The sequence below is a fragment of the Nitrososphaera sp. genome, assembly GCF_037447015.1.
Taxonomy (GTDB): Archaea; Thermoproteota; Nitrososphaeria; order Nitrososphaerales; family Nitrososphaeraceae; genus Nitrososphaera.
In genome coordinates, this window is record NZ_JBBIHK010000010.1 from 37280 (window position 1) to 57059 (window position 19780).

Annotated in this window: 25 protein-coding genes and 1 pseudogene; 10 read left to right on the plus strand and 16 right to left on the minus strand. The window is 56.8% G+C overall.

The features are described 5' to 3' along the window. Positions 1-133 precede the first annotated feature (133 nt). On the plus strand, positions 134-1267 hold the full coding sequence (locus WKI84_RS05705) for a hypothetical protein (protein ID WP_337862566.1): 1134 nt from the start codon (positions 134-136) through the stop codon (positions 1265-1267). A gap of 274 nt (positions 1268-1541) precedes the next feature. On the opposite strand, the gene WKI84_RS05710 is transcribed toward WKI84_RS05705, so the two are convergent. From WKI84_RS05710 to WKI84_RS05725, 4 genes are all read right to left on the minus strand, one after another. Next, on the minus strand, positions 1542-1874 hold the full coding sequence (locus tag WKI84_RS05710) for a hypothetical protein (protein ID WP_337862567.1): 333 nt from the start codon (positions 1872-1874) through the stop codon (positions 1542-1544). Positions 1875-2052: 178 nt separating this feature from the next. Then, on the minus strand, positions 2053-2658 hold the full coding sequence (locus WKI84_RS05715; RefSeq protein WP_337862568.1) for a MarR family transcriptional regulator: 606 nt from the start codon (positions 2656-2658) through the stop codon (positions 2053-2055). Between the two features lie 74 nt (positions 2659-2732). After that, complete coding sequence (locus WKI84_RS05720) at positions 2733-3272, minus strand: hypothetical protein (protein ID WP_337862569.1); 540 nt, start codon at positions 3270-3272, stop codon at positions 2733-2735. Between the two features lie 169 nt (positions 3273-3441). Further along, positions 3442-3567, minus strand: a complete 126-nt coding sequence (locus WKI84_RS05725) for a hypothetical protein (protein WP_337862570.1) — start codon at positions 3565-3567, stop codon at positions 3442-3444. 103 nt (positions 3568-3670) lie between these two features. Here WKI84_RS05725 and WKI84_RS05730 point away from each other — a divergent pair, with 103 nt between their 5' ends. Next, the gene (locus WKI84_RS05730; RefSeq protein WP_337862571.1) at positions 3671-4756 is read left to right on the plus strand and encodes a TerC/Alx family metal homeostasis membrane protein; all 1086 of its coding nucleotides are present in this window, start codon (positions 3671-3673) and stop codon (positions 4754-4756) included. Here the strand turns inward: WKI84_RS05730 and WKI84_RS05735 are convergent. Then, on the minus strand, positions 4753-5196 hold the full coding sequence (locus WKI84_RS05735; RefSeq protein WP_337862572.1) for an MgtC/SapB family protein: 444 nt from the start codon (positions 5194-5196) through the stop codon (positions 4753-4755). The two genes, WKI84_RS05730 and WKI84_RS05735, sit on opposite strands and share 4 nt — an antisense overlap. A gap of 291 nt (positions 5197-5487) precedes the next feature. Here WKI84_RS05735 and WKI84_RS05740 point away from each other — a divergent pair, with 291 nt between their 5' ends. Next, positions 5488-5691, plus strand: coding sequence for a hypothetical protein (locus WKI84_RS05740; protein WP_337862573.1), 204 nt, complete (start codon positions 5488-5490; stop codon positions 5689-5691). A 229-nt stretch (positions 5692-5920) separates the two neighbouring features. Here the strand turns inward: WKI84_RS05740 and WKI84_RS05745 are convergent, their stop codons facing one another. The 4 genes from WKI84_RS05745 to WKI84_RS05760 are packed head-to-tail and all read right to left on the minus strand — an operon-like array spanning position 5921 to position 9227. Then, a complete protein-coding gene (locus tag WKI84_RS05745; protein WP_337862574.1) occupies positions 5921-6934 on the minus strand; it encodes an aldo/keto reductase in 1014 nt (337 codons plus the stop codon). A gap of 55 nt (positions 6935-6989) precedes the next feature. Then, positions 6990-7448, minus strand: a complete 459-nt coding sequence (locus tag WKI84_RS05750) for a hypothetical protein (RefSeq protein ID WP_337862575.1) — start codon at positions 7446-7448, stop codon at positions 6990-6992. Between the two features lies 1 nt (position 7449). Continuing rightward, positions 7450-8493: a tyrosine--tRNA ligase gene (locus WKI84_RS05755; RefSeq protein WP_337862576.1), complete on the minus strand. Its 1044-nt coding sequence runs from the start codon at positions 8491-8493 to the stop codon at positions 7450-7452. Positions 8494-8531: 38 nt separating this feature from the next. Then, entirely contained in the window at positions 8532-9227 is a 696-nt protein-coding gene (locus WKI84_RS05760) for a SprT family zinc-dependent metalloprotease (RefSeq protein ID WP_337862577.1), read from the minus strand. Between the two features lie 66 nt (positions 9228-9293). Here WKI84_RS05760 and WKI84_RS05765 point away from each other — a divergent pair, with 66 nt between their 5' ends. Then, positions 9294-9584 (plus strand): hypothetical protein, encoded by a 291-nt coding sequence (locus WKI84_RS05765; RefSeq protein WP_337862578.1) that lies wholly within the window; start codon positions 9294-9296, stop codon positions 9582-9584. Positions 9585-9589: 5 nt separating this feature from the next. Here WKI84_RS05765 and WKI84_RS05770 read toward each other — a convergent pair whose 3' ends face one another. The 4 genes from WKI84_RS05770 to WKI84_RS05785 all read right to left on the minus strand — a co-directional run bounded on the left by WKI84_RS05770 (position 9590) and on the right by WKI84_RS05785 (position 13351). Next, positions 9590-10696 (minus strand): hypothetical protein, encoded by a 1107-nt coding sequence (locus WKI84_RS05770; RefSeq protein WP_337862579.1) that lies wholly within the window; start codon positions 10694-10696, stop codon positions 9590-9592. Further along, positions 10697-12763: a DNA topoisomerase VI subunit B gene (locus tag WKI84_RS05775; RefSeq protein ID WP_337862580.1), complete on the minus strand. Its 2067-nt coding sequence runs from the start codon at positions 12761-12763 to the stop codon at positions 10697-10699. A 68-nt stretch (positions 12764-12831) separates the two neighbouring features. Beyond that, positions 12832-12990, minus strand: coding sequence for a hypothetical protein (locus WKI84_RS05780; protein WP_337862581.1), 159 nt, complete (start codon positions 12988-12990; stop codon positions 12832-12834). Between the two features lie 103 nt (positions 12991-13093). Beyond that, positions 13094-13351 carry a hypothetical protein gene (locus WKI84_RS05785; RefSeq protein WP_337862582.1) on the minus strand — a complete coding sequence of 86 codons (258 nt, stop codon included), beginning with the start codon at positions 13349-13351 and terminating at the stop codon, positions 13094-13096. A gap of 166 nt (positions 13352-13517) precedes the next feature. Between WKI84_RS05785 and WKI84_RS05790 the strand changes: the two genes are divergently transcribed. Then, positions 13518-13850 (plus strand): SemiSWEET transporter, encoded by a 333-nt coding sequence (locus WKI84_RS05790; RefSeq protein ID WP_337862589.1) that lies wholly within the window; start codon positions 13518-13520, stop codon positions 13848-13850. Here the strand turns inward: WKI84_RS05790 and WKI84_RS05795 are convergent. Then, positions 13817-14029, minus strand: coding sequence for a hypothetical protein (locus WKI84_RS05795; RefSeq protein WP_337862583.1), 213 nt, complete (start codon positions 14027-14029; stop codon positions 13817-13819). The genes WKI84_RS05790 and WKI84_RS05795 overlap by 34 nt on opposite strands. Before the next feature lie 63 nt (positions 14030-14092). On the opposite strand from WKI84_RS05795, the gene WKI84_RS05800 reads away from it, so the two are divergent. From WKI84_RS05800 to WKI84_RS05815, 4 genes are all read left to right on the plus strand, one after another. Continuing rightward, entirely contained in the window at positions 14093-14320 is a 228-nt protein-coding gene (locus WKI84_RS05800) for a hypothetical protein (RefSeq protein ID WP_337862584.1), read from the plus strand. A 79-nt stretch (positions 14321-14399) separates the two neighbouring features. Beyond that, the gene (locus WKI84_RS05805) at positions 14400-15557 is read left to right on the plus strand and encodes a hypothetical protein (protein WP_337862590.1); all 1158 of its coding nucleotides are present in this window, start codon (positions 14400-14402) and stop codon (positions 15555-15557) included. 145 nt (positions 15558-15702) lie between these two features. Continuing rightward, the gene (locus tag WKI84_RS05810) at positions 15703-17385 is read left to right on the plus strand and encodes a radical SAM protein (RefSeq protein ID WP_337862591.1); all 1683 of its coding nucleotides are present in this window, start codon (positions 15703-15705) and stop codon (positions 17383-17385) included. 67 nt (positions 17386-17452) lie between these two features. After that, a complete protein-coding gene (locus tag WKI84_RS05815) occupies positions 17453-17767 on the plus strand; it encodes a hypothetical protein (protein WP_337862585.1) in 315 nt (104 codons plus the stop codon). Between the two features lie 80 nt (positions 17768-17847). On the opposite strand, the gene WKI84_RS05820 is transcribed toward WKI84_RS05815, so the two are convergent. Further along, entirely contained in the window at positions 17848-18498 is a 651-nt protein-coding gene (locus WKI84_RS05820; RefSeq protein ID WP_337862586.1) for an HD domain-containing protein, read from the minus strand. A gap of 164 nt (positions 18499-18662) precedes the next feature. Then, positions 18663-19220, minus strand: a complete 558-nt coding sequence (locus WKI84_RS05825) for a methane monooxygenase/ammonia monooxygenase subunit B (RefSeq protein ID WP_337862587.1) — start codon at positions 19218-19220, stop codon at positions 18663-18665. A 122-nt stretch (positions 19221-19342) separates the two neighbouring features. Between WKI84_RS05825 and WKI84_RS05830 the strand changes: the two are divergent. Then, positions 19343-19780: pseudogene (locus WKI84_RS05830) on the plus strand (DNA repair and recombination protein RadA); the annotation flags it as partial.

Consider the following 19780-nt stretch of genomic DNA (forward strand, 5'->3'; position numbering starts at 1 on the left):
AGCCATACGTATCATCGGGCTAGACATCAGGGAGGAAAATCATGCTCTTGGCACATATCTGGCAAAAGCATATTCCAGGCTGCGAAAATCGCCTTGTAGCTTTATAAGCGCTACAGCGCACCACAGCGCCAATATGCACACCAAGAAGGCTGGTAGCTTTGCGGTACTTGCGGCTGTCATAGCCCTGTCCGCCTTTACGATGGCGACAGGCTCTGCTGCAAAGGCGTTTGCTGACCAGGAACACATCGACTTTGCTACAAACATCGAGTTCATCAGGGGCCATCTGGACAAGGCCGTCGAGAACAAGGAGGCAGGCAACAACGTGCTGGCGACTGCGCATGCCGGCCACCCTGCCGAGGAGGTATATTCGCTCGTCAAGGAAGAGATACAGGAGCACGACGCGGACCTCGAATCGAGAATTGAGGGAGCGCTCAATGGCCTCTTTTCTGACATTGCCACCCTGTCGCTTGAAGACGTGCAGGGCAGGGTAGACGGTATCAACGCAGACCTCGATTCTGCGATGGAGGCAGTGGTGCCGTCCTCCGAAAGCGGCGAGCCGGCCTTCTGGGCACAGGTCGTCAACGGCCTGCTAGAGACTGCCGAGCACGAGTACGAAGAGGGGGTTGCAGACGGCGCAGTCAAGGAGGAGATAGAGTACCAGGACGCGACCGCATTCATCGGCAGGGCAAAAGCTGTGTTTGAAAACATTCGCGCAGACACGCCCGAGAACGAGGCCGAAGAGGTTGACGAGTTCTTCCAACAGCTCGACGCGCTGACTGCCAGTGCTGCAAGCGCCGGCGAGGTCGAGACCGTGATAGACGGCATCAAGCACGAGCTTGAAGAGGCGTTTGGGCTCGAGTCTGCAGAGGCAAGCGAGCTTGGCGGGTGGGAATACATTGAGCAGATAAACAGGCTGCTTGACCAGTCTGTCAGCGAGTACAGGGAGGGCAACTTTGACGAGGCACGAGCCCTTGCAGTGGAAGCCTACCTTGACAACTATGAATACATCGAGACAGACATCGCAGAGGACGACAAGGAGCTGATGGAAAAGATCGAAGTCGACATGAGGACCGACCTGGTCAAGATGATAGACGACAGGGCGCCTGCCGACGACATACAGGCACACGTCGACCAGATCAAGGCGGATCTGCAGACTGCAAAGGCCGTCGTGACGCCAGAGTTCCCGGTGGCCGCGCTTGCTGCTTCGCTTGGCGTCGCCGGCACAATCGCGTACGGCAGGCTCCGCGGCTTTGGCCGCAGGGCCTGAGCCCTTTTTCTTTTCCCTTTCCTTTTTCTTTTTTCAAAACAAGCGCGTATTGCCGCATTATTTCACAGCATATCTGCTCTCGACGGGGATCAAACCACGTAGCGAAATTATGGCTGCGTTACAATGGCAGCATGGCAAACAGCACGAAAACCACGGCTGCGGCAAACGCGATTGCTATCAACCCCTTTACTGTCAGGCTGACGTACATGTGCCCTGTATCATCATTAGTACACAAAACAACGGATAAAAAATTTTGGATGGCCGCCTTCCTTCTTTAGCGGGTGCGCTGCACGTCGTTCTTTTCCAGCTGGAGCAGGATCTGGTCCCGGGACATGTTGAACTCGACTGACTTGACCTTGCTCCTGAAATAGACCACCTTTTTGCCCTTGCCGTCCAGCTCTATCTTTTCGACAAAGAGCAGGCCCATAGACTGCAGCTTTCTTACTTTTTTGTAGGTCGAGCTCAGCGGGAGCGAGTTCTCTGCCGCTAGCTGCGCCGCGGTCTTGGCAGAGTCGATGGTGGACATGACCAGCCTGTAGGACGCCCCGTCGGCAAGTTCCTGCAGCAGGGGCATCGCGGAATGGTTGTCGAATGAGAGCATGTTCATAGTCAATTAGGCTAACCTAATTAGGTTAACCTAAGCGGACGTATTTAAACCATCTCGGAGACGCTGTTAACTTGGCTGCTGATTTCACATTTTCTCCTTCGTAATATCACTAACCTTGCTGCGCCCATTCACTGGGAAAATTCTGGCCTGGCAGGGTTAAAAACAAGCTTGGCGCGGGTTAAAAGTCCCCGCCGCCACCAAAGTCCCCGCCGAAATCTCCGCCGCCGCTGTCAAAGCCGGCGTCGCCGGTGGAGTCGCCGCCAGTATCGCCGCTACCGCTGTCGCTACCGCCATCAGCCCCGCCACTGTCAGCTGCCGCGGCCTCCTGTGCCTGCGCGTCGCCGGCCATCGACGCCTCTGCCGGGTTCATCGCCATCCCTGCAAACGACATTATCGACGCAAACATCAGCGCGCTCATCAGGCCAGAGAATATCATCATTGGAAGCCACGCCCTGTTCTGGTCCAGAAACGACTGGGTGGCCTGCGTGTCGCCGTTGCGGTACAGCCCCTTCAGCTCTGCCGCTTTCTCTTCAAGCTCCCTCTTTTTCTCTGACAGGACCCTCATGCCGGTCTCTGTCACCGACACCTGGAGCTTTTTCCCAAAGAGCCCCTTCTTTTCAGACGTGATCACCAGCCTCTGCGACGCAAGGTCGTTGACTGCCAGCTCGACTTCTGCTTTATCGAGCTTGGTCACCTTGGCTATCTTGCCTATCTCGTTCATCCCCCTTGCGACTGCGTCCAGCGTCATAAAGTGCTTGGGGCTGTCTGCAGCGTAATTTGACATGGTGTAACTGGGCGCACAGGTTACTTAAGGACCAAGTCCACATTGTGCTGCACTGTCACACTGCGGTTAGAACGTCATTCGCGGAACGAGAACAGTATCGTGTCGCCCATCGTCCTGGCCTCCACCTTCTTTCCAAGCACGTCCTGCGCCAGCTCCGTTATCAGGGTCTTGACGTACAGGGACCACTTGCCCCCGAGCCCGTGCTGGATCTTGAACCTGTAGTCGCCGTCGCGCACTTCGACGCTCTGCTGCATCCACGACACGTTCAGCCAGGTCCTCATGAGCTCCACGAAATCGGCCACGGTCGGGCTGTCCTTCATGAAGGCCAGAATGTTCTTGAACTTTTGCTTTTCCAGCTTTTGCGCCAGGTTCACCACCTGCTCGTCGCTCAGCTGCGACAGCACCTCCTTCAGGAACGCCTCGGTCATGGGCAGGAGGCCGACCTTGCGCTCGTACCGCTCCCACTGCACGTGGTTTGAGAATATCCTGGACGCGTAGCTGTTGAGGCTCATCCCCTCCATCTCGGCGTCGCCCCGCAGTTCCTCGATGAGTGCGGAGGGCAGCCTGAAGGTGATTGTCTCGGTCTTGGTCTTTTTCGTGTCGCCTGTGGCCAAAATGCGTATGCATGTCTGGTTGCTGCGCCAGTGGATTAAAAGATTGCTTTCCCCTTTCTCTCTTTCTTTCTCATCAAAAAAGTATGGGTTGTGGTAGCAGGCGGGTGTGTGTGAGGGTGAAGGTGGGATGGGGTGGGGGAGGAGGAGTAGGAGACTGCTGTTGTTGCTACTACCACTTGCGCGAGTCGCCTTCGAGCAGGCCGGAGCCATGGTGCAGCCTGTCTATGTGCTTTGACATCTCGGCGCTCGTGCTGAACTTGGACTGGCAGTACGGGCACGAAACCTTGTTTTCCATTTGTGTATATCATTGCACAGGATTTGCTATTTAGCAAAAGCGTCTACATTGTATTGCAGAGTAAACGTGCCAGACATATATCATGCAGGGCAGGTACTTGCTGTTGCCATTGCTTGCAGACGAGAGCCTCATGTGGGTGCTCTTTGGCCTTTTTGTCGGCGTCGCCCTTGCAATCGACCTTGGCGCCTTCCGCCCACTTGTGAAGAGGCTGCGTCCCGGCCGTACCCCTGCTGCCCAGAGCGAGGAAGAGGGCGGAGACGAGGAGCACATACGCCAGAGCGCCTTCCGGCAGGGCCTGACGTGGACCATAGTGTGGATCGGCCTTGCAGCGGTCTTTGCATTTATCATATTTGCGCAGATGGGCTACGACAAGATGCTCGAGTTTGTCACGGGCTATGCGGTAGAAAAGTCGCTCAGCGTGGACAACATGTTTGTGTTCCTGCTGATATTCTCGTCGCTTGGCGTGCCGCACGCGCTGCAGCACCGCGTGCTGTCGGTGGGCATACTGAGCGCCATAGCAATGAGGATCCCCCTCATAATCGTCGGCGTGTCGCTCCTTGAAAATTTCCACTGGATGATCTATGTCTTTGGCGGCCTGCTCATCCTGACGGCGGCAAGGATGATAGTGCAAAAGAAGGAGAAAAAGATCGAGATCGAGAAAAACATCGCAGTCCGCCTGCTGAAAAAGGTGATGCCCGTGTCCACGGAGCTGCACGGCAACAAGTTCCTGGCAACGGTAAATGGTGTGATATATGCGACGCCGCTCCTGGTCGCCCTGGCCATCGTAGAGATGACAGACCTGGTCTTTGCCATAGACTCCATACCCGCCGTGCTTGCGATAACCACCGACCAGTTCATTGTCATAACGTCAAACATATTTGCGATACTCGGGTTGAGGAGCCTGTACTTTTTGCTGGCAGGCGTGATGGAAAAGTTCCACTATCTAAAGCCGGCGCTGGTGGCGCTGCTGCTGTTCATAGGAGTCAAGATGGTCGCCTCCGACGTATTCCACCTGCCGGTCCAGGCTTCGCTTGCGATAATAGGGGCGATACTTGGCGGGGCGCTCGTTTTGTCGGTAGCAAGGGCAAGGCGCGAGCAGCTGGCCGCAGCGCACCACCATCACCATCATCATCATCGCAGCGGCCACTCCCACGATGGCGGCAGTGGCAGCAGCAGACAAGAGAACTAGGTCTCTTCGCCTTTTTTTATCATCTTGGATATGTGCGGTATCCGGGGCACGCCCACGGCAAACGCTGTGGCGACGGCGGCAAGGAAATAGTATTCGTAGCCGATAGCCATGCCGATGGAAGCGGCAAACCACACGGCTGCGGCCGTGGTCAGGTTCGTGACCTTGCCGTCAAGCTCGCTTTTTAGGATGAGGCCGGCGCCCAGAAAGCCGATGCCGGATATCACCTGCGCGGCTATCCTTGACGACGAGTTTGGGTCCACTATTGACGAAAGGAAGGTAAAGATCATCGCCCCGCCTATGACGAGGCAGTGCGTGCTTATGCCGGCCGCCTTGCCCCTCGACTCGCGCTCTGCCCCGATGGCAAAGCCGGCGGCAAGCGAGATCCCGATGTCGACCAGGAAGCGCAGCTCGTAGCCGGTCGGCATCCCTTCAAAAACCATCCCTGCACCTTCTCTTTGTTTTGTGGCAGATGAAATTAAAACAGTTGCAGCAAAACGCGCGGCAATCCCGGTCTTTCTTTCAGGCGGCATGGAGCGCCGCAGATGCCCCACATACGCATCGATAATAATAAAATAATAACAACAACAAAAGGGAGCATCGCGCGAAACGTCACGCAGTTGCAGCGGCCGGCCAGGAACAATGGCGGCAAAACGGATTAAAATTATTATTCCTGTCAGGTGGTTGCATGACAGAAACGGAAGAGAGGAAGCCCGGTCATCGACTGGGACAGCGTGGTGCACAAGAACGTCAGGTCTGTGGACGGCGAGCAGGTTGGCAGCATTGTCGCGGTGCTCGGCGACGAGATACACGTCGGAACCCAGGGACCCAGGAGCCAGTACAGGATACCAAAGCAGAACGTGGCAAGGTTTGGCGGCGCAAAAGTGAGGCTTGACACGCCAGTTGGAGAGATAGGCAGGTTCGCAGTAGCAGGCTAGCCGGCTCTTTTTTCGCCAGTATTAAAGAGGCGCACCGTGACAGCAGCCCCCCAAGACAGATGCCGCCGGCTTTGGGAACACGAAAGCCTGCGCGCAATTCCCGGGGGAATCACGGTGCAGCTTTTATGTTGCACGCCATACAATATAAGCCTGCAGGCTGCGCAGGCATTCACAGGGAAAAAAGGAGCGGCAGGCTGAGGGCGCAAAAGCTGGCTGCAGCAGGCTGATACTAGCGGTACTCGTCTCCGCAGTCGCCGATGATCTCGTACAGGTTCCTTGCTCTTGATGTCACCTTCTCTATGTCTTCCATGTCCTGCCTGTCAAGTGCCAGGCCAAAGACGCGGGCGTTGTCCTGCCTGTGCTCGGTTATCCCAAGGCGCGCCCCGATTATCACGCCTGCCACCTCCGGCCTGTCCAGGATATAGCGCGCGGCCACGTTTGCGATGCTGACCCCGCCGTGTTTTGCAGCGATGCGGCCGAGCGCGGCCAGCAGTTCCTGGAACAGCTTCCAGCCTCCCCACGCGTCCACCATCTTTTTGTACTTGCGCAGGCTCAGCGTGTCAAGCTCTGAAAGCGGCGGCTCGGGCCTGCCCAGGTATTTCTCGGAGAGCAGCCCGCCGCATATGGTGCCGTACGCAAAGAGCGCGACGCCGTTTCTTTTGCAAAAGTCGGCCATCCTGACTGCCGGCCGCTGGTCGATTATCGAGTACTGCACCTGGTTTGACGCTATCCTGATCCCCTCGTCTGCCATGTCCTGCATGTGCGCCGTGTCGAAATTGGTGAGGCCAACGTTCCGCACCTTGCCCCTGTCGCGCAGCTCTGACAGAAAGATCATGGCGTCCAGCCACGACGGGTTGCCATAGTCCCACCAGTGGAACTGCACCAGGTCGATGCTCTCGACTCCCATCCTGCGCATCGATCTGTTTATTGCTTGCTCGACAAGCTGCCGGGTCATCCTCGCAGGCTCGGGGACGAACTTTGTAAAGGCCTGCACGTTTGCCAATTCCTGTTCGCCTTTCTGGCCGGCAAGGGCGCGCCGGAACTCGCCCATGAGGTCCTCGGCAGGCCCGTAAATGTCTGCCATGTCCCAGCTTGTAAAGCCGGCCTCGTGGTAGTTTATCATCTCGGCGACCGCCCTTTCCGGGTCGATGTATCCGTGGCCCCCTGCGACCTGCCACATCCCGTTGAGCATCCTGCAAACGTCAAGGCCGCCGAGCCTGTACCTTTCCATCATCGTCGTCATTCTCTGTCATTTTTGAAGAAGGGAAGCGGGATTTATGCTTGTATCAGCGGCTTCTTCACCGCTGCTGGTGCTTGAAGAGCCTCACCAGCCTGGCCATCAGGTTTATCACGACGAAAAAGACAGCCCACGCCACTATCGAGGCGGCCATCGACGCGGCGTACGCTTCTTCGACGCCGGACTGCAGCAGCTGGTATTGCAGGCCGAGCTTGACTGCTGAAAAGACTACTTCTGATACCGAGAAAGCGGCAAGCAGCTTCTTCAGGTCGGCCACGAGCAGGCGCCTGCCCGTCTCGGGGTTTGCATACCTTGCCCTGTTGTCGAAGTAGAACAGAAGCGCAAACGCCGGGATGTAGACGGCGTACTCTGCGGCAAGCGTGGTGGCCGAGTTTGCCAGGCTGTCGCCGCTGTAGCTGGAGAACGCCTCTGCGACGAGCGCGCCCGTAAAGAACGCGGCGAGGCCGGCTATGACGATGTTCCTGTTGAATTTTATCGCGTCGCGGTACCTGCGGTACAAGTCAGAGCCGGGGCTCTTTGCCCCTGAAGTGGCGCTGCACCGGCTCGATTATCCTGTTCACGTATGTCGCAGTGGCACCCTTTAGGTCCATCGGGTGGATCTTTTTTGCGACATAGTCGCGCTCTACCTCCGCATAGCTTGCGTATGTCGTGCTGCCGCCGTACTTGGCAGGCCTTTCTATCGTAAACGAGCTGAACTCGTGGAAGACAACGTAGCGCACCAGCTCTAGCACGGGGTTGCCCTCGGCCACGCCGACGGGGCAGAACGCCTTTGCTATTTTTTCTCTGATGGCCTTTTCGTCGTCGTGCACCAGTATACCGCTTGCCGGCTTGCTCTTGCTCATCTTGCTGGAGATTCTGGCGTCCTCCTCGGCGTCCTCGTCAAGCCCCATCTTGACCGGCTCTGACAGCCCTGGCAGCAGGTGGTGGTGCACAAGGACGGGCGCCTTCCAGCCCATCTTTGGGAACACCTCGCGCACCAGCATGTGGATCTTGCGCTGGTCCATCCCCGAGTGCACGATGTCGAGGTCGAGCGCCCTGATGTCGACTGACTGCATTGGCGGGTACAGCAGCTGGCCGAGGTCGAGCGCGTCCTTTTCGCTCCGGCCCATTATCGTGAGCGAGCGCATGGTCCTTGCAAGCGTCATGTGCTTTGAAAAGCGCACGAAATTCTCCCAGTAGTCGGGCGTTTTTTTGTAGAGGTCCGACCCCATGACGATGTTGACGCCGGGGCAGAACAGCCGGAACGCCTCCGCATAGTACTGCGACACCTGCCTTATCTTGTCCCAGTCGCCCCCCAGCTTGTCGTTGATGTAGGTGTGCCAGTCTGCAAGAAAGACGGTGCAGTCGATGCCTGCCTTGATAAAGTCGTTTATCTTGAAGCCTGTCAGCACCAGGCTGCCGAGGTGCAGTATGCCCGATATTTCCAGGCCGATGTAGTGGCGCGGGCGCGCCTTTGTCTCAAACAGTGCCTTTAGCTCGTCAAGGGTGATTACTTCCTCGGTAGGCTCCCGGGTGACAAGTGCGATGCGCTCGGCTACGTCCATTATCCTTTCTCTGCAGACAGAGACGCGTCCGGCCAGTTCTATAAACCTTGTACCCCGATGACTGGAGAGTGGTCGTCGAGCCACTGCTTGTGCTTTTTGTAATCGGGGTCGTGCATTACTACAATGTCCCAGAACCTCCTGGAGTGGTTGAGCTCGACGATGTGGGCAAGCTCGTGCACGATGACATAGTCGATTACCTCCGCCGGCGCGGCTGAAAGGAGCAGGTTAAAGTTGAGGTTCTTTTTCCGTGAGCAGCTGGCCCAGCGCGACTTTTGCTGCTTTATTGCGACGCGGCTGTACCGCAGTCCCCCCATCTTTTCTGCGATGGCAGGCAGGCGGCTGGCGATTATGGCGCCTGTCTGCTGCCTGTACCAGTCCAGCACGTGGCGGCGGTAGCTCCGCCTGTCCGTGACATGAAAGGTGACCGTCTTTAGCGAAGCCGAGACTGTCGCGCTTGGCAGCCTGTCCTTTACCAGCCTGTACTGGTACTTTGCCCCAAGGTAATAGAGCGCGCCGTCCTCGTGGCCCGTGCGCTCTTTGATCTTTGCGTAATACTGGGCGGTTTTTGCTATCCACTCTTTTCTGCTGCGCACAAACTCGTGCAGCCTGCGCTCGTCGCAGCCGGCCGGGACGACTGCCTCGACGCCCCTTATGCTGGACACGAGCCTGAGCCGGCGCGCACGTGAGCTCTGCCTCACCCTTATCTCCACCACGCGCCCGTCGTCGAGGGGCAACGAAAGAAAAGGCACGGGCTCTAGCCGCGGTTAAAGGGTTAAAAGCTATGCGCGCAAAAATATTTCGTGCGCGCAGGCGGCACCACCAGTACCAGGATAGGGCAGGACGAGCTCTTGAAAAAGCTAGAGTCGCTTGACATCGACGAGGGGATAAGGGTGGAGCTTGGAGGCGGCAGGAAAATGTTTGTCAACAGGTCGCCGTCCGGGACATTCGTCGTCCAGTTTGCCGGCGGCCCGCCGCAGAAGGGGAGCAGCGACGCCAGAGAAAAGAAAGAAAAAGAAAGCATACGCTATTTCGACTCTGCAAAAGAGGTCGCCAGGCTCGCCAGGGGCGCCGTGGCGGCGTGGGCCTATTAGCGGATCTAGATCATGCCGGCTTCGCGCAGCTTTCTGGGGAGATAGACCTCGGCCAGGTACTTGAAGCCGTGCTTGAAGAACGCGTCCAGCTCGCACTTTTCCTTCCTCTTCAAAAATAGATCTAGTTCTTTCTGCCACTGCTTGTCCTGGAACCAGGGCTTTTTCTTCATGTCTGTCGCTCTCGTCAGGTCCTCGTCGGTGGCGGCAAGGCGCGCCACCTCCGGTATGTTGTACTCGTAAATGTCAGAGAACATCATGCCGAGCACCTTGGCGTCCGGCGTAACCAGCCTGTCGCTGTCGTAGCTGAGCGACTCGCTGCCTATCTTGTAGCGCAGCGCGATGCCAAGGCCCCAAGGGTCAGCGTCTGCGAACACGACCACCGGCTTTTTCCACTCCTCGTTGAGCATCTTGACCATCATGCGCGTCGCCCTGTCCGGCTCGCCCGAGCCGGTCATCAGTATCGCGTTGTATTTCTGGATAAAGCCGGACTTGCGTATGTTGTTGAGCACGGTGTCCTTCTCGACCACCATGACAAAGTCGGCCTTGACCTTGACTATCTCGACGTCGCGTATGTTGGTGGGTATTAGCTGCGAAGTGGCCCTGCTGCCAAGGTTGCAGTCGATGATGTCGCCTCCCACACGGAGGGTGATTGGCCCGGAGATCATGCCCTTTGGCTTGGACGTGACTGAAAACTCTTCCCTTGGCACGCCGGTCAGGAGCTCGACTGCCTTGATGGCGTCGTCCGAGTCTTCCTGCCCCCGCCAGAACTTTTGCTTGTTCTTTTCGTCGCCGACGGTGCTCAGAGTCGCATAGTACATGCCCCTTATCGTGCTCTCCATCTCCTCGTCGAGCAGCCTGCGCACGGCGTTTGCCATCACGATGTACTGGGCAAACGTGGGGATCTTTTTGGTGCTGTCCGGGCTCACCTTGACCTTCTTGTCGCCTATAGTGAGCATCCTCTTCTGGTCAGACCAGACGGTGTTATCATAGCCAACTTTTGGCACGTCCAGCACAGGCATGGTCTTTTCCAGCAGCAGGTCCGTGCTAACGTGCTTCATTATCGCCTTGATCTCCTTGATGACTTCTTGGTGGCGCTTGTCCTTGGCGGGCATTTACTTTTTCTTGGCACCTCCGGCTTTTCTGTGTATCACGGCGTCAAGCGTCGTCTGGCCGCCTCCTGTGGCGGGGTTGTTGCCCTTTGCCTCGTTTCTCTTCCTCTCTCTGCCGCCAGAGCGCTCCCCCTTTCTCCTTGCCGCGTTTATCGCTATCTGGCTCCTGTCCCTCTTTACCACCTCGCCGTCTATCTCGGCCTCGATGGTCTCTGCCTCTTTCTTTATCGTCTCGCTCGTGATGTCGTCCTCCTTTTCCGGCACGGGCATGCCGGTTATCTCGCCTGACACGTGCTTTTCTGCAAGGCCGGTGAACGCCTCCTCCAGCTTTTTAGAGTCCACGGATATCGATTCCGAAATGGCGCTCACGATGAGTGGGATATAGTACTTGTATAGGGAAAGCCTGCTCTGCGCCTCCTTCATGCGCAGCTCCTTGCGTATCTGGGCGCTCACCTTGCGATACAGGTCTGACAGGCACGCCTTCATGTATCTCTTCAGGTCGCCTTCGGATGCGATGCTCTCCTTTCCAGCCGTCTTGTACGGGATTTTCGTCGAGCAGATGTGGAAGAATATGTGCAGGGGCAGGAGCTCGACTGCCCTGTCTGACTTGGCGTCGGGGTTTGCAAACTGCTCCTTGACTTCTTTCTTGGAGATGCCCATCTTGTTTATCTCGACTTCGGACACGACCTCCTTTGCCACGTCCGAGCCCTCGTCGTAGAGGAGTGGAATCTTGTTGGCAAACCTGTAGAGCTTGAATGAGCCGATGTCGCCACCGTATGCGATGCCGCATTCCACGACAGTGGGGCGGTTGTTGATGACGCACGTCCTTGAAGAATAGGCGGTGAGCGCCGGCTTTAGCACCTTGACAGATATCTGGGGCTGCTGCACCTGGCTGCCGCTGCCGCCGGAAGAAGATGAAGAGTCGTCAGACGACCTGCTTGTGATTATCGTGTATTCAGAGGTCATCCCGGCAGTCAGTATCTCCTCTCCTATGGGGCTCAGGTGGTCAGTGTTTGGCATGTGGAATTTCGTCTGCTTGCAGACGTTGACCACCCTGATGAGCTCGTGCTCGTCGTACTTGTCGGCAGGCTTGGATTCAAGCCCGGCCTCTGCGATTATCTGGCGGGCCTTCTCGCTTGAGAGCTTTTGGAACGACTCGGCAAGCACGCCCTGCAGCGTGGTCTTTTGGTTCATGAAATTCATGATGGCCTTTTTGAGCGTCTTCAGGTCCATGTCGGCTGGATGTGGTAACACTTCTTTTGCCGGCTCGGGCATCTTGTCGGTCCTGCGGTCAAAGACGACCTTGCCGTCGTCGGTCTCAAACTCGATGTGGGCATACGGGTTGACGATCGACGTCTGGCTGATATAGTCATAGATCCTGCTCTTTGTTATCGGCGACAGGCGGGCGCGAAGGATTGCCTCCACACGGAAGCCCGACTCGCCGGGTATGACCTGCGCCTCGTCGTTTTTCATCGCCCTTTTTGCAAGCACAATCGGCCTGTTGGTGCTGATGTCCGTGCGCAGCTCGAAATAGTAGCCCGAGTTTTCCTCGCTGGACTTGCTCCACACCCTGAGCGGGTGGTCGGTGTCCTTTGTGGAAAACGCCGCTATCATTTTCAGGCCGACGCCAAAAAGCCCGCGCTGCTGCTTTTCGACGTACTTGCCGGAGGTCAGAAAGGAGCAGACTGCGACAGGCACTTTTTCCGACGGGATGCCGATGCCGTTGTCCTGGCAGGTTATCATCCACATGTCGTTTGCCGAGTCTATAGTCTTTAGCGTAAGGGAAATTCGCGGGAGGATGTGGCTGCTCTCGCAAGAGTCAAGCGAGTTTTCGATGAGCTCGCGCACGGCCATGTAGAGGATGCGCTCGCCCGTAAATCCCGCAAGGGCCGAGTTGTCCACAAAGAACTCGGACTCGGCCTTTTTGTCATACTTTACCCTGCGCACTGCCTGCGTCTGCGAGGCAGGGACGTTAGCGACAGGCTTTGTCGTTGTTGATGATGATGAGGGAGGGCGAAGATGAGGAGCAACGGCAGAAGTAGCAACCTCCGCGGTAGCCTTTTGGGTCAATCGATTTGGGATGTCCATCTAACTCAATTTAACTTTTTACGGAAATAATGTTGACTCGATGGTAAATCTCAATCAAACTGGGAGCCGTACGGCGTGCCGTGCGTCTTGAGCTCCTGCAGCCTAAAGCCCGGGCATTCAAGCATTATCCTCTTTTTGCCCTTTTGCACCACGATATAGTCAGAGCCGGAACCTACGACTGCGCCGTCCACCAGATCTTTTAGCTGCATATACGCCTGCCATACATCGCATGGGCAGCATGATAATTAAACGTCGTGCTGTTGCGTTTGTGGAAACACTTTTCCACATTTCCCGGATACTATCCCATTTCTGCTATTTTGCAGGCTTGAGCTCGAGCATGAGCTTTAGAAACGCCAGCGCGTTTTCGCCAAAGAGCGACTGGATGGCCGACGCCACCTTTTCGCCGTCCAGCTTTTTGTCGCCGGTGATGGCCCCCGTGTCTTCCAGGAACCTGACTGCAAGCTGGGCGTTCTCGGCGCCAAGCGTGTCCGATAGCGCGTCGACAAACGAGTCATAGTCAGGCAATGTTGCTGCTGCGCCCATGGAACCTGCCATAGGGGCGGCAGGCATGTGATTTAACCTTTAGCAAAAAAGGTTCTATTTCCTTCCGAGCGGCATTTACGTCTTATGATGCATTTTTTTCGTGCGTATGTGCGTGCGTGCAAAGGCAGACGTACAGATAGGCAGGAGGGAGGCACATGCTTTTTAATGGCCGCCGGCGACAAGCTGCCAGTTGGTGCAGCTTGACTCCTCTGTATTTGTGACCCTGGTAGGGTCGGCAGCGGCGACTCTGACCACAGGCAGCTTTTTGCCCCAGATAATCCGGGCCTACAGGACAAAAAAGATGCAGGACGTGTCGCCTTACCTGATGGCCCTCTTTGCCTCCGGCACGACGCTGTGGCTCGCATACGGCGTGTTCAAGGCCGACTGGGTGATAATAATCGCAAACCTGCTTGGCACCGCCTTCAACCTCCTGCTGCTGTACATGAAGTACGTTTACGGGCGACGGTCAAAGCCGCCACCGCCGCCGTCTTCTCAGTCGCTGTCAAGCCCTGACGAGGCCAGATAATATGGGTTGGAGCGCTCGGCCTGCGTCATGAGCGCAACCGTGTTGCGGACCAGCTGGTACGTGCTGTCGTGGCACTGGCAGGCGCAGATCCTGGTCACCGGCGAGTCGTTCACCGTCTCTTTGAAATGGCCCTCGCACCTGCCGTGGTTGTTCTCTATGCAGTCAGCCGACTTGGCCACGCCCTGATTTGCGCAAATGCATTTAAAAATCCTGCCCCCCATCTCTGTCTCGAAGAAAAGAAGATGGCGGCGGGAAAGAAAAAACCATCGGCAGAGGCAGCACCGTCGGTAAAGATAGACGGCAGCGCCACAGTCTCTTTAGGCAAAAAATCCTTTTCAGTATCCAAAGAAAACGGTTCGTTAGAGCTGACAAACGAGTACGGCAACTCGCTCACTTTTCCCCTTGACGGGCGCGGCTTTGAAGCCGTGTGGTCGCAGCTGTGGCAGATGGTCAAGGACAGCCAGCACTAGCCATATATCTTGGCGCAGGGCAAGGACTGCCGCGTAGAAAGAGAGGAAAGAGAGAGGAGGGACATGATGGCTATTGCTCATGATAACAGACGCTTTCAAGGCCAGCCTTGACCCCTCGCTTTTCAAGCTCTACCGCAAGTACCTGTATTCCCGCCACAAGGCCACAGCCGAGCTCTCGCAGGCAGAGGTGATACACGAAGTGGCAAAGGAGCGGCTGGTCAGGATGGCCGACAAGTTCCGCAAGAACGCAGCGTATTTCGACCCGGGCGACCAGCTGAAGGTCATAGTAGATGGAAGCCACAAGCTTGCAAGCCCGGTCGGGATGGCTGCCGGCTTTGACAAGGACTGCGAGATGCTTGCGCCCACCTCGTACGTCTTTGGGTTTCTCAACCCCGGCAGCGTGCTCAAAAATCCAAGGAAGGGCAACCCGCAGCGCCGGCTGGCAGTGGACAACGACAGGGAGGCGCTGATAAACGCGCAGGGCTACCCCCACAAGGGCCTCGACCACACAGTCAGGAACCTGCAAAAGTTTGCGGCCGGCCCCCGCGGGCACGCCAGGCTGCTGCTCAACTTCTCCGGCATCACCGACACGTACACGGAGGACGCGGTGCTCGACGCCTGCAAAGAGATAATCAGGGCTACATCCCCCTACGTCGATTTCGGGTTTGAGGACAACAGGGCGTCGCCAAACACCGACTTTAACAAAAAGCTGCAGACGCCGGAGTTCACTAAAAAGATGATAGACCTGATGAACTCGCACGTGCCGCCGCGCCTGATCAAGGCGTCCAAGGTGGCGCCGTACAGCGCCCTGCCCCCGAAGGAAGAGGAGAGGGAGGCCCGCATGAAATCGATAAGGGTGTTTTACGAAAACGGCGGCCAGGCGGTGGTGCTTGGCAACACGAGGCCCGTCGACACGGCTGCAAACCCGCTGACCAGAGGCTTTGCCCGGCCGGTCGCAGGCGAGAGCGGGCGCCCCCTGTTCCCGTACATGCTCAGGATGGTAGAGGACGTGCACAGGGAATTCCCGGGCCTGACGATAATAGCCTGCGGAGGCATCTGGAACGGCGAGGACGCGTGGCAGGCCCTGCAGAAAGGCGCCACGCTTGTGCAGCTATACACCGCCTTGACGTTCCAGGGCTTTGGCATTGTCAGGGAGATTCACGACACCCTAAAGAAAAAGCTGGCCGGCGACACGCTGCAGGCGTTTATGGAAAAGCGGGGCCGCAGCAGCGGGTAGCAAAAATTCATCCCTGTGCATATATCCTACAAATACTCTGCCACACGGTTGGAAAACTTTTAATCTGCCCTAGACGGTTTCCCACCAGACAGGGATTTAACTATTGAAGCACCCTAAGGTAGTTCTTACTGCAGACCGCACTTTGATGTCGCCCTACAGGGGCATATCGCTTGCATCGTTCTTTGGCTGCGCACCGGCCCTTGACATGCACAGGAGCCACAGTTCGATGTGGTACCACATACTCGGAAACCAGGTCACGCCAAAGGTGCTTTTCGATTTCATCTGCAACCCAATCGAGCACACGAACGGGCACGCCAACTATGCGCCGTACGGCCTGAGAAAGGTGGAAGCAGCCCTGCTGCGCGATGGCTATGCCCGCGAGGACGTGGTGGTGGCGCACCCGGACCACGTGGAGCAGTTCATCGGGCCCGAGACGCAGGTCGTCGGCACGTACGAGATGGACCCGCTAGGCATGGGCCCCGTCACCATGACTTTTACCTATGGACGCAAGCAGACGTCCTACGACGAGTTTTACAACGCCGACCTGCACCACCGCATCACGGCCGCCAAAAAGAGGACAGGAAGCAAGGCCAAGGTGGTCGCAGGCGCGTCCGGCACGTGGCAGTACAATTACGACCCGGCCAAGATAGAAGAGTACGACCTCTATGGCATTGTGGAAGGCGAGCTTGGTGGCATCGGCCCCGAGATTGACGGCGCGGCAGGCCCGTTCTTTGACGCCCTCATCGGAGGCGAGTTTGACGTGGCAAACCCGTTCAAAAAGAGCCAGTTCAAGGTAGAGATAAAGGAATTTGTCAGGAGCGACAGGACCTATCACGGCCGCTTTATCCACTACTGGAACGAGCCGTCCGTCGACGAGATCCCCAATATCGTCAACCCGAGCATGCACGGCATGATAGAGGTGATGCGCGGCTGCGGGCGCGGCTGCAAGTTCTGCGACGTGACTCTCCGGCCCCTGCGCTACTACCCCGTCGAAAAAGTGCAGAAGGAAATCGAAATAAACATGAAGTACGGCGGCCTGAAGAACGCTTGGGTCCACAGCGACGACATTTTCGTCTACGGCCTCAACCCCAGGACGACCAAGAACATGCAGCCAAACAGGGAGGCCATCGAAGAGCTGTTCAAAGGCATCATGGCGACAGGCATCGAGCACACCAACCCGACGCACGGGACGCTTGCCGGGGCGATTGCAGACGAGCGCCTCCTGCCAAACGTGTCCAGGATAATCAAGTCTGGCCCGAACAACCACATCGGCATCCAGTGCGGCTTTGAGACAGGCAGCATACGCCTGATAGGCAAGTATGCCGACCGCAAGCTCTCCCCGTACCGGCCCGAGGAGTGGCACTGGGTGGTCAAGCACGGCGTCAAGACGCTGAACGAGAACTACTGGGTGCCCGCTTTTACCCTCATCATGGGCCTCGACAACGACGAGACGCCGGAGGACAGCTGGGAGACGATCCGCCTGATACACGAGCTTGAAACGGAGCAGCCCGATTCAAAGTTCACGGTCACGCCCCTGACCTTTGTTCCGATCGGCCTGCTGGAAAAGTCGGACTTTTTCGACATCGGCAACACCATGGATCCTGCCAAGCTGGGCGTCATGTACAAGACGTGGCAGCACAACTTCAAGTACGGCATCCAGAAATTCATGTCCAAGGTCGGCAGGGACAACCCGGTCAAGAACTGGTTCTTTACCACGCTTGCAGGCAGCCTCGGCGGCGTGCCGCTGACTGCGATGGAAAAGTACGCCCGCAGGAAGGGCCCCGAGCACGAGCGCGTGATAGAGAAGATAAAGGCGACCTACTGGTAGCAGCAATAGTAATAGTAATGGTAGTAATAGTAAATTTATAGGCAGCAGGCGCGCAAGCCTCTCCATCATGGCCGACTTTTACGAAGTCGACAGGCTGGTCGAGGAGCTTGCCAAGATCTATGCGACTGCGTGCGCTACGGCATGGTTCAAGACAGAGCGGAAAAAGCCGACCCAGCCGGAATACCGGGCCAAGGTGGTCGAGTTCATGAGGCATTTTGAATACACGCTCTCCACCTTTCCGCAAAACGCAGAGGCAGACAGGTTCAGAGAGCACGCAAAAAAGGCTCTCGAAGACGAAGTCGCAAGGGTTGTGGCCGGCCAGAACAAGGACGTGGAAAAGCGCTACAGGTACTTTACAGACTATAGCTATGACCGAAGCTAGCTAGACAGCTAGCCAGGCAAACCGCAGGCCCGCTCTTTCTTCAATGCAAGAAATGTCACGTCCCGCCTACCACAGCAACGCTAGATCTCTTTTTCCATCTGGCGCAGAAACTCTTTCATGAAGCGGATGCGCTTTTTTGCCATCTTTTTTGCCGTCCGGGTGTGCATCGTCCTGTGCAGCTTCAAGAGCTTGGCGGCAAAGTGGTCGAGCGTCCACATCCGGTCCTGCGGCTCCCTGCCTTTTTGCCGGCAGAACGGGTCGTCAGGGTTGTAGAACTTGCGGTTCTCCGAGCCCCCCACCGAGAACGTCCTTGCGATGCCTATTGCGCCCAGCGCGTCCAGCCTGTCTGCGTCCTGCAGCACCTTGCCTTCAAGCGAAGCTGGGACTATGCCCTTTGAATAGCTGTGCGTCCTTATGCAATAGCTGACCTTTTCTATCTTGTCCTCCGGCCAGCCGTGCCGCTTCAGAATCTTTTCGGCCAGGTCTGCGCTGTCGTCTGACGACTTGCTGCGCTTGGAGCTCCCCTTTGGATAGACGACGAGGTCGTGCAGCAGGGCGGAAGCAAGCAGCACGTCCATGTCGGCGACCCGCTCCCTCTTGCCGATGAGCTCGGCATTTCTGTACACGCGCATGATGTGCTCAAAGTCGTGGCCGGGGTCGCGGCCTTCAAGCATCTTCTCAGCCTCTTTTTTCAGCTCTTCAAGCATCTTCTTCTTCTTTTTTGATGGCAAATATCACATGCACCACACATACACGCACAAAATGGCCGCCGAATGATGAGTATTTGTTTGGCAAGCCCGGTAATAAGCAATAGCACCAGTATCAGCCGGTAATAATGATGACAAGGTGAGAGAAAATAATGAAAAGGAAAAAGGGGGGAGCTTGTGCTCTTTTTTTAGATTACTTGCCACGGTCTCGTAGCAAACGTCACGCCCAGGCCCGCACCGATGATAATGCATTGGTACACAATGTTACCATACGGGATTGGCTTGAGTATCGCTGGACCGCTGACGTTCACTGTCTGACCCCTGCCCAGACCCGGACCTATGTGCTCGACGTTGAGCTGCGTGTGGACGTGATAGGTTCCTGGCTCGAGTGCCTTTACGGTGACTGAGTACGGGATAGTGGCACCTGCCGGGATGTCGAAGATGTTACCGGGTGGATCCCTGGAGAGGAACTCCCATCTGTTGCCAGCGTTTTCAGACTCGCTGAACAGAGAAAGCCAGCCCCTGAGGTCCCTGTTTACCAAGCTCTTCAGTTCGCCTGATACGGTAAGCTCTTCGCCTGTCTGGAGGGTGTTGTCAGAGAACTGCTCGTTGTCGATTCTCACGAATCTGGACTGCAGCTGTGCCTGCACACCATGCGCGTCGGCGCTCGGCATTACGGCAGCAAATGCAGACAGCACCATGACTGTTGCAAGAGCCGTCACGATCAATGTCTTGCTTTGCATCATATCCCTCTATCTTAGGCATACCAGAAAGAAGATAGATATATACTTTTTTGCTCTGAAATCCGCCTTTCACGCTCAAAGAATACTCTAATTAGCCGCAGCAGCATGCAGGGAAGCAGGGGAACTTGGCGTCGCCAGACGAAGGCAAGCTTGCACTTTCGGCCATAGAGGAGATAGGCCCGGCCACCGAGAAGAGGCTCAAAGAGGCGGGGTTCCGCTCGATCAAGGATCTCCTGGTCAGGGGGCCGGTGGACGTGGCCGAGGCGACAGGCATGGAGATGGACGAGTCGGTGGGGATATGCAACAAGGCCCGCACCATCCTGCAGGAGCTTGGCGTCATAGACAGGAGCTTTGTGACAGCCACAAGCCTGTATGAAAAGAGGCAGGGGAACGAGCGCATATCCACCGGCGCCAGGAACTTTGACGACCTCCTCGGCGGAGGGGTAGAGGCAAGGGCAGTCACCGAAGTCTATGGTGAGTTTGGCACCGGCAAGACCCAGCTGTGCCACACGCTGTGCGTCATGGTGCAGCAGGCAAGGGGAAAGGGAGGGCTTGGAGGCAGG